This is a genomic window from Kitasatospora sp. NPDC057512 (assembly GCF_042802135.1).
Classification (GTDB): Bacteria; Actinomycetota; Actinomycetes; order Streptomycetales; family Streptomycetaceae; genus Kitasatospora.
Map to the genome: position 1 here is coordinate 1 of NZ_JBHVET010000161.1, position 13,044 is coordinate 13,044.

A 13,044-nucleotide genomic window follows, 5' to 3' on the forward strand; every position below is an offset into this window, starting at 1 on the left:
CGTTCCACCGCTCCCCGGTGTCAGCCCGCCGTGCCGAGGAAGCTCTCCCAACCGCCCGCCGGCGCCTGGCCGACGTTGAGCGAGCGCAGCTTGCGCAGGGTGGACTGGTCCTGCACCTCCAGCCACTCGACGAGCTGCTTGAAGGAGACCAGTCGGACGTCGGGCTTGCCCGCGATGGTCTTGAGGGTCTCCTCGACGGCGTCCATGTAGATGCCGCCGTTCCACTGCTCGAAGTGGTTGCCGATGAAGAACGGCGCGCGGTTGCTGTTGTACGCGCGCTCGAAGCCCGCCAGGTAGGAGTTGGTGGCCTGGGTGCGCCAGTCGCCGTACTTGGCCGGGTCGCCCTTGGTGCTGCCGCCGGACTGGTTGGCCAGGATGTTGTAGTCCATCGACAGGACCTGGAAGGTGTGCCCGGGGAACGGGATGGACTGCAGCGGGAAGTCCCAGACCTTGCCGTCCTGCACCTTCTGCGGCCATATCTGCAGGCCGCCCGAGGAACTGGCGTCGTACTTCCAGCCCAGCTTGGCGGCGGTCGGCAGCAGCGCCTTCTGGCCCTCCAGGCACGGGGTGCGGCCGCCGATCAGCTCCTTCTTGTAGTCGAAGGGGAGCGGGTCGACGTCGGTGAAACCGGTGTTGGTCCGCCACTGGGTGACGAAGCCGATCGCCTGGTCGATCTCGCTCTGCCAGTCCTCCGGGGTCCAGACGTTGACCCCGTTCTTGTCCGGACGGCTGGAGCAGAAGTGCCCGTTGAAGTGGGTGCCGATCTCGTGCCCGGCCAGCCAGGCCTGGCTGATGAGCTTGAGGGTGCTCTTCACCGCGCCGTCCGACAGGTACGGGATGTCGGAGGCGCCGACCGAGTGCTTCGGCGGGTGGTACAGGTCCGCCTTGCCCTTGGGCAGGGCGTAGATGCCCGAGAGGAAGAAGGTCATCGTGGCCTTGTGCTGCTCCGCCAGCTTCAGGAAGCGGGGGAACTGGCCGTCCTCGGTGCCGCCGGCGCCGTCCCAGGAGAAGACCACGAACTGCGGCGGCCGCTCGCCCGGCTTGAGCTTCTCGGGCTTGGGCTGGTTCGGCTGCGGGCCGGTGTCCGCGTTGGAACCGTCGCCGATCGGGGTGCCCTTGGGCACCACCGCCTGCGTGGGGTCGCCGCTGCCGCCCTGGGTGGTGCTCGCGCCGCCGGGGCCGGGGCCGGGGGAGGCGGAGCCCTGGCCCGAGCCGGACCCGCCGCTGGAGCAGGCCGCGACCGCGCCGAGGGCCGCGGTCGCGGCGGTTGCGCTGAGCACCGTCCTGCGCGAGATGCTGGTCATGGTCTCCCCTGGGTGCCGATGCCGGTGGTGAGGGCGGCCTGCGGCCGCACCGGTCAAATCGGGCAATTGATGAGTATTCCGCCGTTAGCATGTCATGTCGCCGCAGCGGCCACCAAGGTCGCCGAGCGCTGACGACCCTCAACACGCCGGGCGCGTACGGCTGGGCTGCGGGGATGCCTCGACTGTTGCCGTCCTGTGACGCTTCCCGCCCCGTGCGGTCCGGTCAGTACGCTACCGCCGGTCGGTCCGCTCCCCGCCTGAGTTCGTCAGCGTTCGGCCCGGTTGGTCGCCCTTTTGGGAAAACTTTTGCCCCTTGCTGGGCCGGGCGCCCCGAAGCCCGCTATGGGGCCGCTTCGGGCGGGCCCGGAGGGAGGGGAAAGGGGAGGGGGAAAGGAAGGGAGGACGGGGAGGGGTGTCGGGCGGGCCGTCAGAGAGCGGCGAGCCGCCGGGTGCGGCGCACCATGCGCGCGATCGCGGTGCTGATGGCGGTGGCGGCCGCGCAGGAGACCACGAGGCTCAGCCAGGCGGTGTTGAACCAGTGGCTGTTCAGCCAGCCCAGCGTCACGATGTAGGCGGCCCAGACCAGTGCCGCCAGGGCCGACCAGTGCAGGAACCGGTGCGGATGGGCGGGGGAGTGGCCGATGGCCAGGTCGAGGACGGTCCGGCCGGCCGGGACGAACCGCGCGATCACCACCATCGCGGCGGCCGCCCCGTGGGGGCGTTCGATCAGGGCCTCCTGGACCCGGGTCACGCTGGCCGCCAGTTTCGGGCGCCGGGCGAGCCGGCGGTGCAGCACCGGGGCGCCGCGCCGGGCCAGGTTGAGCAGCAGGAGGTCGCCCAGGAAGGAGGCCACCGCCACGCCCAGCCCGAGCATCAGGGGCGCGCCGTTGATCTGCGAGGTCTTGAGCACGGCCAGGATGACCAGCGTCCCGCTGGGGATGAACGGAAGAAGGGCGTCCCCGAGCACGGCGACGAGCGCCAGCGCGCAGATCCACGAGGATCCGATCGCGGCCACGAAGTTCAAGGCCCTTTACTCCCTCCGTGCCTCCCGGGGGAGCAGGTGGCTGCAGGGGTCAACGCTAGCGCCTCGACTTTTCATGCCATGAAGCACCCCGGTATGGCATGGATCACGACTGCTGATTCCGGCCGCGCCCCGACGCGGCGGGCCATGCGTCAGGACCGTGCGTCCGGGTCGGCCGGGGCGAGGGCGCCCGGGCGGCGGAGGGCCGCCGGAACTGGAACGAGCCCCCGGGGCGGGGTGCCGCGCCGAGGGCTCGCAGTGATCGTCCGGTGCTGGTCTAGCCCGACGATCTTGCTGGTGGAGTGCGGGTCCCGCTCCGGCGGTCCGTCTCTGGGCCCAAGCCTGCCGGACGCCGACCCCCGGTCGCGAGAGCCTTGGCTGGCGACTTCCGGCGCTGGCGGGAAGTCGCCAGCCGTGTTCGCCCGCTGGCTCTCCGTCAGCCGAACGGTCGGTCGGACGCCCGTGCGAAATGGCCGAAACCCACGCGGACCGTGGCCGGACGACATCCCCGAGGCGGGAACAGTGAGCCCGCGGCCGTGGTTGACCCCGGTCGGCGACAGCGACCGGCGGACCACCCGGGCCCGCGCGGCCGGCCACGACGGTCGGCTCAAGGACGGCAGCCAGGAGGGCGGACGGGATGACCACCGAGGACCAGCAGGAGCACGGGGCCGAACCGGCGGCCGACACGGCGATCCGGGGCACCGCCCGGGGAACGGCACCCGCCCCGCTCTCCATCCTCGACCTGGCCACGGTCGGCGTCGGCCACACGCCCGCCGAGGCCCTCGCCGCCACCACCGAGTTGGCCCGCCGGGCCGAACAGTGGGGCTACCACCGCTTCTGGGTGGCCGAGCACCACGGCATGCCCGGAGTGGCCAGCTCCACCCCGGCCGTCCTGCTCGCCCACCTCGGGGCCAACACCACGACGCTGCGGCTCGGCTCCGGCGGCGTCATGCTCCCCAACCACGCCCCGCTGGCCATCGCCGAGCAGTTCGGCCTGCTGGAGGCCCTGCACCCCGGGCGGATCGACCTCGGCCTCGGCCGCGCCCCCGGCACCGACCAGGCCACCGCCCGGGCGCTGCGCCGCGGCCTCGCCGAAGGCGCGGACGACTTCCCGCAGCAGCTCGCCGAGCTGACCCACTTCCTCGACGGCGACTTCCCGGACGGCCACCCCTACGCCCGGCTGACGGCCGTCCCCAAGGGCGAGGGCCGCCCGCCGGTCTGGCTGCTCGGCTCCTCCGGCTTCAGCGCCCAGCTGGCGGGCCGCCTCGGCCTCCCGTTCGCCTTCGCCCACCACTTCAGCAGCGCCAACACCGTCCCGGCGCTGGACCTCTACCGCTCGTCCTTCCGCCCCTCCGCCGTGCTCGCCGAGCCGTACGCGCTGATCGGCGTGAGCGCGGTCGCCGCCGACGACGAGCCCTCGGCCCGGCGCCTCGCCCGCTCCGCGGCCCTCGGCATGCTCCGCCTGCGGCGCGGCAACCCCGGACCGATCCCCACCCCGGAGGAGGCCGAGGAGTACCCGTACAGCCCGGTCGAGGCCGACTTCATCGACAGCTGGCTCGACAACGTCGTGCTCGGCGACCCGGGCCGGGTCGCCGACGGGCTGGAGGCCCTGCGCAAGCGGACCGGCGTGGACGAGCTGATGGTCACCTCGCACATCCACGGCCACGAGGCCCGGCTCCGCTCGTACGGCCTGATCGCCGAGGCGTACGGCCTGACGGCGCCGGCGTGACCGGCCGCCGGGACTGACGGCCCGCGGTCCTGCCACGGCCGTGACCGCCGCCGGGAGGCCCGGCGCCGCGCTCCGGTCGGCAGGGGCGCGGACCAGGCCGGCAGGGGCGCGGACCGAGTCGTCGGCCCGCCCCGCCCTCGCCCGGTCCTCCCGGTTCCTCACTGCGGCGCCCCTGACGGCCCCGGCCGTGACCGCCTCGACCCCCGCCCTCGTGCACCCGGCCGCGGCCGGCCCCGGCCCGTTTCCGGCCTGCTCCTGCGGTTGCCGGCCGTGTGGGGCGGGGGGTGTCGCGGAGTGTGGCCGTAGCCGGTTGGGCTTCGGCGGGGTGGGCTGAGTGCCCGCCCTGGACGGGGCAGCAGCGCCGACCCGGCCCCGTTTCCGACCCGTCCTCCCTCGCGGCTAACGGCCGTGTAGGGCGGGGCGGCCGTCGCGGAGTATGGCCGCGACGAGTTCGGCCTCGCCGGGGCGGGCGAAGTACCAGCCCTGGGCCGTGTCGCAGCCGGTCAGCCGCAGGCGTTCGGCCTGGGCGGCGCTCTCGATGCCCTCGGCGGTGACGGTCAGGCCGAGGGTGTGGGCGAGCTGCACCATCGCGCCGACGATCTGCTCGTCCGCGTCGCTGCGGCGGGAGCCGAGTTCCGGGCGGCCGGGCCGGTCCGTCGGGGAGGGCTCGCGGAAGCCCTCGATGAAGGTGCCGTCGAGTTTGAGCACGTGCACCGGCAGCCGGGACAGGTAGGCCAGGTTGGAGTAGCCGGTGCCGAAGTCGTCGATCGCGATCCGCACGCCCATGTCGGCGAGCGCCTGGAGGGCCTGGAGGGGCCGGCCGCCGGGGCCGAGCAGGGCGCTCTCGGTGATCTCCAGCTGGAGCAGCCGGGCCGGCAGGCCGGTGCGTTCGAGGGCCCGGGCGACGTCGGCGACGATGTCGGAGTCCCAGATCTGGCGGGCGGCCAGGTTGACGCTCACGAAGGTCTCGGTCTCGGGGAACTCGGCGAGCCACTGCCGGGCCTGGCGGCAGGACTCCTCCAGTACCCAGGTCCCGAGCGGCACGATCGCGCCGGTCTCCTCGGCGAGCGGGATGAAGCGGTCCGGGGAGAGCGTCCCGTAGCGGGGGTGGCGCCAGCGGACCAGCGCCTCCGCGCCGTGCACGGTGCCGTCGGCCAGGCCGACCAGCGGCTGGTACTCGATCGCGAACTCGCCGCGCTCCAGGGCCGGGCGGAGCGCGGTGGCGAGCAGCTGCCGGGTGAGCTGGTGGGCGCCGCGGTCCGGGTCGTAGAGGGTCCAGCGAGCGCGGCCGTCGGCCTTGGACCAGTAGAGCGTGGCGTCGGCGTCCTTGACCAGGTCGGTCGAGGTGGTCTCGTGCACGGACCGCTCGACCACGCCGACGCTGGCGGTGATCACCAGCCGGTGCCCGGCGACGTCGAAGGGACGTTCCAGCACCTCCAGGATCCGGGCGGCCAGCTCGGTCAGCTGCTCGCTGCCCAGGCTGTCGGTGACCAGGACGGCGAACTCGTCGCCGCCCATCCGGGCCACCAGGTGGGTGTCGCGCCCGTCGAATCCGCGCCGCAGCCGGGTGGCGACGGCGATCAGCAACTGGTCGCCGATGTGGTGGCCGAGCGCCTCGTTGATCGCCGCGAAGCCGTCGAGGTCCAGGTAGCAGACCCCGACCCGGCGTTCGTCCGGGGCGCCGACCGGGCCCGGCTGGTCGGTCGGCGCGAGGCAGGCGGCGTCGAGCCGCTCGAAGAAGTAGGTCCGGTTGGGCAGCCGGGTCAGCGGGTCGTGCAGGGCCTGGTACTCCAGCCGGTCGCCGAGCCGCCGCTGCTCGGTGATGTCCTCCACCAGCGCGAGGGTGTAGAGGGGGCTGCCGGCGCCGTCCCGGATCAGCGAGACGGTGACCTTGCTCCAGACCATGTGGCCCGCGCGGTGCTTGAGCTGCTTCTCCACGCGGAACCGTTCCCGCTCGCCGCAGACGAGTTCGGAGAAGAGCCGGTCCGGCATGCCCTCCGGGTCGATGATCTCGTGCAGGTGGGTGCGGACCAGGTCGCCGACGCCCCGTCCGATCAGGGCGGCGAAGGCGGGGTTGACCTCGATGATCCGGTCCTCGGCATCGATCAGGGCCATGCCGATGACGGCGTCGCAGAAGGCGGCCCGGAACCGGGACTCGCTGGCCCGCAGCGCCGCCAGCAGCCGGTCGGTGTCGATGCTCTCCCGGCTGCCGCTGCCGAGTCCCCGTTCCCGATGGGCGTCGCCGCTGAGCGGGGCCGCGCAGGTGGGGCAGATCAGCGGCTCCGGCTCGGTCAGCGTCCCACAGGCGGTGAAGGAGGTGACGGGCCCCGCGGTCGGCCCGGTGACGGATCCGGAGACGGGCCCGGCGGCTGATCCGGCGGTGGGTCCCAGGGCCGGTTCAAGGACCGGTTCAAGGACCGGTTCAAGGACTGGTTCCAGGGCCGGAGAGGCGAGGTGGCGGTGGCACGGTGACTCCTCGTGCCGCCCGCCCGGGTGGTGTGCGTCGGCCCCCTCGTTCTGGCCCGGCACGGCATGCTCCCGTCCGCTGCTGACGCTTGACGATGTCCGGCCGGCCAGTCGGGACCCGGCGGTCGGCTCCGCACTCTGTCGTGGTCCTCGGAGTCGGTCCGCCGCTGGGCCGCCCGTCGTGGGGCGCCGGTGCGCGGGGACCCGCCTGAAGGACAGGGCGCTGCGGCCGATCATAGGCCGCGACGGCAACACGCGGTGACCGCCGCCAGGGTGATTCGCCCGCTTTGTGATCATGGATGGCGGTACGTGCAGACGCCCCCGGTGCACATCACATGATGTGCGCCAGGGGCGCGTGCGCTGAAGCCGCGCCCCTGGGCGCCGACCGTGCGCCGGACGCGGACCGGTCGTGCGCCGAACGCGGGCCGGACACGGGTCGGGAGCCGGACGTCGGCCGGTCCCCGAGGGTCGCGGTGGAGAAGAAGTAAGGGGTGCGGTTCAGGCCAGCTTGGCGGTGAGGGTGATGGTGGTGCCGGTCAGGGCCTGGCTGACCGGGCAGTTGGCCTTGGCGTCCTCGGCGGCCTTGACGAAGCCCGCCTCGTCCAGGCCCGGCACCGTGCCGGTGACGGTCAGGTGGATGCCGGTGATGCCCTCGCCCGGCTGGAAGGTGACGTCGGCCTGGGTCTCCAGGGTGGTGGGCGGGGTGCCGGCGCCGGTGAGGCCGTGGGAGAGGGCCATCGAGAAGCACGCCGAGTGGGCGCCGGCGATGAGCTCCTCCGGGCTGGTCTTGCCGTTGGCCTGCTCGGCGCGGGACGGCCAGGACACCGGGTACGTGCCGATGCCGGACGATTCGAAGGTCACCTGGCCCTGGCCGGCGACGAGGTTGCCCTCCCAGGCCGTACGGGCGGTGCGGGTGGTTGCCACGATCGGTTCCTCCAGTGCTGAGGGAGAGTGTTCGAGCGGTCACTTCCGGTCATGCGGGCCCCAGCCTACGGGCAGGGACCTCCCCGGTCCGGCGTGTCACGCCGCAGCGACGGGGCGGTGCGCGGCGCCGGCGGGCGGCTCCGGTCCGCTGTCCGGATCGTGGACGGTTCCGTCCGACGGTGCGGGGCCGGAGCGGGGGCCCTGTTAGATTTGCCCGGGCCCGAGCCCGGCCGCCGTACGGTCGGGCGCCCACTCCAGACACCGGGAGCCGCCCCGATGACGGACCACTCCACGACCCCCGACGCCGGTCTGCCCCAGGGGATCGACGACGCCGTACGGGCCGAGCTGACCAGCCTGCGCGAGAGCATCGACAACATCGACGCCGCGGTGGTCCACATGCTGGCCGAGCGCTTCAAGGCGACCCAGCGGGTCGGCCGGCTCAAGGCCGAGCACAAGCTGCCGCCGGCCGACCCGGCGCGCGAGCGGGACCAGATCAAGCGGCTGCGGGAGCTGGCGGCGGGGGCGAAGCTGGACCCGGTCTTCGCGGAGAAATTCCTGAACTTCATCATCGCCGAGGTCATCCGCCACCACGAGGCCATCGCCCGCGCCTGACCCGGGCCCGGGGTCCGAGGCCGACGCCCGTCGCACCCGCACCCGCACCCGTATCCGGAAACGGAGACGGAGCGGACCGCCGGCAGCGGGCCCTGGTCGTTCCCGGCACTTCCCAGCCCTCTCCAGGCGACCCCCCCCGGTGATCCCTGGTGCGACCCCCGGGCGGCCCCGGGACACCCGGCGATGTCGGCGGCGGCTAAATGACCGATTTCGCCAGGCTCCACGGTTGGCGTAGCGTGCAGTTTTCCCCAGCCGGAGAGGTGGAGCAGCGACGATGGCGGTGAACCTGCCCGAAACGCCCAGCGGGGCCGGAGCCCCCAGCGGCTCCGCGTCGAACGTCCACGAGGTGTCCGGCGGCCGCGCCGAGGCCCGCCGTCGGGCGCGCGGTTCGCGCGGCCGTACGGCCCGCCGACCGGGCCGGCGTCCCCGGCCGTGGTGGATCGAGCTGCCGGTGATGGCGGCGGTCGGCCTGGTGGTCGCGCTGCTGATCAAGACCTGCCTGTTCCAGGTGTTCACCATCCCGTCCGGCTCGATGGAGAACACCCTGCGGATCGGCGACCGGGTCGGCGTGAACAAGCTGGCGCCGCTGACCGGCTGGGAGCCGGAGCCGGGGCAGCCGGTGGTGTTCAAGGACCCGGGGGGCTGGCTGCCGCCGCAGCCGACCGACCCGAACCCGGTCACCAACACCGTGAGCTCGGTGCTCAGCTTCGTCGGCCTGGTGCCGCCGAAGGACGACAACTACCTGGTCAAGCGGGTCATCGCGACCGGCGGCCAGACCGTGCAGTGCGAGGGCACCACGCTGACCGTCGACGGGCGGAAGGTCGACGAGCCGTACCTGCACCCCGGGGACGACTCCTGCGCCGGGCTGGACTTCGGGCCGGTGAAGGTGCCCTCGGGCTACGTCTGGGTCGAGGGCGACCACCGCAGCGACTCCGCGGACTCCCGCTACCACCAGCACGGCCCGGGCGGCGGCGCCGTGCCGGTGGACAACGTGGTCGGCCCGGTGTCGGCCGTCGTGTGGCCGCTCAGTCACCTCGACTGGTTCGGCTGGACCGGCCGCTGATCCCGCGCTCGGCGGCCACCCGGTCGGGAGCGCCGGGCCCGTCGGCTCCAGGGCCGTCGGCCCCCGAGCCCGCTCCTGTCCCCGAACCCGCCCCCGAGCCCGCTCCCGTCCCCGCTCCCGCCTCCGCAGGCTTGCTCGCCTGCGCCGCGAAGGCGCCGGTCAGCACCAGCAGGCCGCCCGCGATCTGCGGCACCCCGAGGTGCTCGCCGAGCAGCACCCAGGCCGTCACGGTGGCGACCACGGCCTCCAGGTTGGCGACGACCCCGGCGATCGGCGGCGAGAGGTAACCGACCGAGATCACCCCGGTCAGGTAGGCGAGCACGGTCGCGATCAGGACCATCCACGCGGCCGGGATGATCGCGGGCAGGGTGTGTCCGTTCATCACCACCGACCCGCCGAGCCGGCTCCAGTCGGCCTGCCACGGCCGGGTGAGGACGGTGAGCAGCACCGCGCCGACGAGCAGCCCGAACGCGCTGACGGCGAGCGGGTCGACCGGGCGGTCGCCGTGCCGGCCGGCGTCGGCGAGTACGAAGTAGCCGACCTGGCAGAAGGCCGCGCCGAGGGCGAACAGCACGCCCAGCGCGTCGAAGCTCAGACCGTTCCAGACCTCGACCACGCAGGCCAGCCCGGTCACCGCGACGCCGGCGCCGATGGCCGCGCCGCGGGTGATCGGCTTGCGCTGGACGAACTTGACGTAGCCGATCAGCAGCGGTGGGCCGAGGTACTCGATGAGCAGGGCGACGCCGACCGGGATGCGGGAGATCGCCGCGAAGTAGCAGGCCTGGACGCCCGCCACGGCGAGCAGGCCGAAGCCGAGCAGCAGGCCGGGTCGGCGCAGGACGGCGTCCCGGTGCCGGTAGGCGACCGGGAGGAGTGCCACCGCCGCCCCGGTGACGCGGAGCCACACCACGTGCAGGGGGGAGAGTCCGGCCTCTATCAGCGGCTTGGCCGCGGTGCCGGAGCCGCCGAAGGCGAAGGCGGAGACGAGCGCGAGGCCGAGGCCGAGGGTTCTGCCCGAAGGGAGGGTGGGCGAGGCCGTTGATCTGTGCACGGCCGCATTGTGACAGTCATATCAATGATCGGGTAAGGCGCCATTCCGTCATTCGGTCCTGCCCCGCACCGTACGCAGCGGCGAAATCACTCGGTCCCGCCCACCCGGCTGAGCACTCGGCCCCGGCCACCCGGTCTCAACAGGGTGGCTGGGGCCGAGTGAACGGGCCGAGTGAGCGGACCCCCGTCAGCCCCCGGACCGGGACGAGGCACCCGCCCCCGCGAGCGCGTCCGTCCCGCCCGTCCCGCCCGTGGGCTGGCCGGTCGGCTGGGTGGTCGGGGGCGCGGTCGGCTGGGTGGTCTGCGTCGGCTTCGGGGTGGGCCGGGGCGGCCGGGTGGGCTGGGTGGTGGGCTGGCTGGTCGGCGGAGCCGTCGGCGCGGTGGTCGCGCCGCCGTCGGTGCCGCCCGACGGGGTCGAGCCCGAGCCGTCGCCCGGCGCCGTGGTGGGGCCGGTGCTCGGAGCGCCGCTGGGGGCGCCCGTCGACGGGGCGCTGCTCGGCGTGCTCGGGGCGGTCGGCAGGTCGGTGGCGCCCGAGGAGTCGCCGCCGGCCGGGGTGGCGAAGTCGCTGACCGGCTGGCCCTTGAGCGCGGCCTTCATGTAGCTGGTCCAGATCTGGGCCGGGAACTGGCCGCCGGCCGCGCCGTCGATGCCGCCGACGCCGCTCAGGCTGACCTGGGAGCCGTTGCCCGGGTCCTGGCCGAACAGGGCGACCGAGGTGACCAGCTCGGGGGTGTAGCCCACGAACCAGACCGACTTCTGGTCGTCGGTGGTGCCGGTCTTGCCCGCCACCGGTCGGCCGAGACCCTTCGCTCGCCAGCCGGTGCCGCCCGGGTCGCTCACCACGCCCTGGAGCATCGAGGTGACCTGGTTGGCGGTGTCCTCGCTGATCGCCTGGGTGGTCTTGTGCGCGGGCAGCGCGACGTTCTCGCCCTCGCGGTCCACCGACTGCACCAGCCACGGGGTGATCTGCTTGCCGCCGTTGTCCAGCGTGGCGTACACGCCCGCCATGTCGAGCACGCTCGGGGTGGCCGCGCCCAGCGGGATGGACGGCACCGGGTCGAGGCCCGGGGTGCTGCCGGGCAGGCCCAGCGCGACGGCGGTGTCCTTGACCTTCTGGAGCCCGGTGTCCTGCGCGAGCTGCGCGAACGCCGAGTTGACCGACCAGTCGGTGGCCTGCTGGAGGGTGATCTGGCCGTAGCTCTTGTCGCCCTCGTTCGGCGGCGCGTACGGGGTGCCCTTGCCGCCGCGGACCTTCCGGCCGCTGGTGCCGTCGTAGACCGTGCGCGGGGTGACGGTGCGACCCTCCTGGGTCTTGGCGTTGTTCTCGAAGGCGGCGGCCAGTGCGATCGCCTTGAAGGTCGAGCCGGCCTGGTAGTCGCGCCGGGTGGCGTTGTCGACGTAGTGCTTCACGTAGTCGACGCCGCCGTACAGGGCGACGACCGCGCCGGTCTTCGGGTCCACCGAGGCGGCGCCGGCCTGGGCGGCCGCGTCCTTCTTCCGCTTGTCCGGGTTCAGGCTGTCGTGCAGCTGGGACTGGACGGAGTCCTGGAGGGCCTGCTGGCGGGCCGGGTCGATGCTCAGCTTGATCGTGTAGCCGCCCTTGGCCAGCTCGGTCTCGTTGATCACGCCGCTGGAGGTGAGGTACTGGGTGGCGGCGTCGACCAGGTAGCCGGCCTGGCCGGACAGGCCCGGGTTGGGCTGGGGGTCCCGGACGTCCGGGAAGGCGGTCCTGGCCCGCTCGTCCGCGGGGAGCCAGCCCTCCTTGACCATGCCGTCGAGCACGTAGTTCCAGCGGTTGACGGCGTTCTGCTTGCCCGCCGCGGTCGCGGTGGCGACGTCGTAGGCGCTCGGGGCGTTCAGCAGGGTGGCCAGGTAGGCGCCCTGGGCGGGATCGAGGGCGGAGGCGTCGATGCCGAAGTACGCCTGGGAGGCGGCCTGGATGCCGTAGGCGCCGCGGCCGTAGTAGGAGGTGTTCAGGTAGCCGGAGAGGATGTCGTTCTTGCTCTCGGTGGCGTCCACCTTGATGGCGATGAACAGTTCCTTCACCTTGCGGGTGACCGACTGCTTCTGGTTCAGGTACGTGTTCTTCACGTACTGCTGGGTGATGGTGGAGCCGCCCTGGGTGCCCTGGCCCTTGGCGGTGTTGACCGCGGCCCGGGCCAGGCCCTGGACGTTGATCGCGCCCTCGTTGTAGAAGTTCCGGTCCTCGGCGGCCAGCGCGGCGTGCTGGGCGGCGGGGGAGACCTTGTCCAGGGAGACGTTCTGCCGGTTGGTCTGGCCGGTGCGGGTGAGCACCGAACCGTCCGCGTAGAGCCAGGTGTTGCTCTGGGCGGTGGCGGCGGCGTGCGCGTCCGGCACCTTCACCAGGGCGATCCCGAGGGCGAACAGGCCGATGCCGAGCAGCAGTGCGGAGCCGAAGCCCAGCAGGGTCATCCGCCAGGTGGGTATCAGCCGGCGCCAGCCGGTGCGCTTCGGCCGGCGCGGCTTCCTGCCGCCGGACCCGCCCGACCCGCCGGCCGGGCCGGTGGAGCGCTTGAGCCGCTTGACCGGCCGGAGACTGATCGACGGCGTGCGACGGCCGCCCTGGGCGTTTCTGGACAAAGCGCGGCCTTTCCTGCGGGCGCATCGAGGCAGCCCTGCACGGACGGGGACATCGGCGGTTGGGGACCTTTGTCCCGATTCCGGTTTTACTGCCCTGGACGAGCAGAACGGGCCGGATAGCTCCGGCGGATCGCCAATCGAGACCGACATCACACGCAAAACGGACGTCGGAGGCCAAAAAATCGGGGAGCCCCTCGCTGCTGCGAGAGGCTCCCCAATGTCTGTGCGCCGCCAGGGACTCGAACCCCGGACCCGCTGATTAAGAGTCAGCTG

Annotated in this window: 9 protein-coding genes; 3 read left to right on the forward strand and 6 right to left on the reverse strand. The window is 73.2% G+C overall.

What is annotated here, in order from left to right; all coding sequences use genetic code 11:
* Positions 1–20 precede the first annotated feature (20 nt).
* Positions 21–1,304 (reverse strand): hypothetical protein, encoded by a 1,284-nt coding sequence (locus tag ACFU6K_RS13690; protein ID WP_380662874.1) that lies wholly within the window; start codon positions 1,302–1,304, stop codon positions 21–23.
* A gap of 427 nt (positions 1,305–1,731) precedes the next feature.
* Positions 1,732–2,319: a DedA family protein gene (locus tag ACFU6K_RS13695; protein WP_380662885.1), complete on the reverse strand. Its 588-nt coding sequence runs from the start codon at positions 2,317–2,319 to the stop codon at positions 1,732–1,734.
* 643 nt (positions 2,320–2,962) lie between these two features.
* Here ACFU6K_RS13695 and ACFU6K_RS13700 point away from each other — a divergent pair.
* Positions 2,963–4,054, forward strand: coding sequence for an LLM class flavin-dependent oxidoreductase (locus ACFU6K_RS13700; RefSeq protein WP_380662875.1), 1,092 nt, complete (start codon positions 2,963–2,965; stop codon positions 4,052–4,054).
* Positions 4,055–4,453: 399 nt separating this feature from the next.
* Here the strand turns inward: ACFU6K_RS13700 and ACFU6K_RS13705 are convergent, their stop codons facing one another.
* Positions 4,454–6,583, reverse strand: a complete 2,130-nt coding sequence (locus tag ACFU6K_RS13705) for a putative bifunctional diguanylate cyclase/phosphodiesterase (RefSeq protein WP_380662877.1) — start codon at positions 6,581–6,583, stop codon at positions 4,454–4,456.
* Between the two features lie 435 nt (positions 6,584–7,018).
* Positions 7,019–7,444 (reverse strand): OsmC family protein, encoded by a 426-nt coding sequence (locus tag ACFU6K_RS13710; RefSeq protein ID WP_049649677.1) that lies wholly within the window; start codon positions 7,442–7,444, stop codon positions 7,019–7,021.
* 276 nt (positions 7,445–7,720) lie between these two features.
* On the opposite strand from ACFU6K_RS13710, the gene ACFU6K_RS13715 reads away from it, so the two are divergent.
* Positions 7,721–8,056, forward strand: coding sequence for a chorismate mutase (locus ACFU6K_RS13715; RefSeq protein WP_380662878.1), 336 nt, complete (start codon positions 7,721–7,723; stop codon positions 8,054–8,056).
* Positions 8,057–8,330: 274 nt separating this feature from the next.
* Entirely contained in the window at positions 8,331–9,119 is a 789-nt protein-coding gene (lepB, locus tag ACFU6K_RS13720; protein ID WP_380662880.1) for a signal peptidase I, read from the forward strand.
* On the opposite strand, the gene ACFU6K_RS13725 is transcribed toward lepB, so the two are convergent.
* Both ACFU6K_RS13725 and ACFU6K_RS13730 read right to left on the reverse strand, forming a co-directional pair.
* Positions 9,082–10,170 (reverse strand): DMT family transporter, encoded by a 1,089-nt coding sequence (locus ACFU6K_RS13725; RefSeq protein ID WP_380662882.1) that lies wholly within the window; start codon positions 10,168–10,170, stop codon positions 9,082–9,084. The genes lepB and ACFU6K_RS13725 overlap by 38 nt on opposite strands.
* 186 nt (positions 10,171–10,356) lie before the next feature.
* Positions 10,357–12,771: a transglycosylase domain-containing protein gene (locus tag ACFU6K_RS13730; RefSeq protein ID WP_380662883.1), complete on the reverse strand. Its 2,415-nt coding sequence runs from the start codon at positions 12,769–12,771 to the stop codon at positions 10,357–10,359.
* Positions 12,772–13,044: the final 273 nt, after the last annotated feature.

Coding starts and splice junctions, on each gene's coding strand:
- ACFU6K_RS13690 (WP_380662874.1), bottom strand. CDS start 1,304: ATGACCAGCATCTCGCGCAGGACGGTGCTCAGCGCAACCGCCGCGACC.
- ACFU6K_RS13700 (WP_380662875.1), top strand. CDS start 2,963: ATGACCACCGAGGACCAGCAGGAGCACGGGGCCGAACCGGCGGCCGAC.
- ACFU6K_RS13715 (WP_380662878.1), top strand. CDS start 7,721: ATGACGGACCACTCCACGACCCCCGACGCCGGTCTGCCCCAGGGGATC.
- lepB (WP_380662880.1), top strand. CDS start 8,331: ATGGCGGTGAACCTGCCCGAAACGCCCAGCGGGGCCGGAGCCCCCAGC.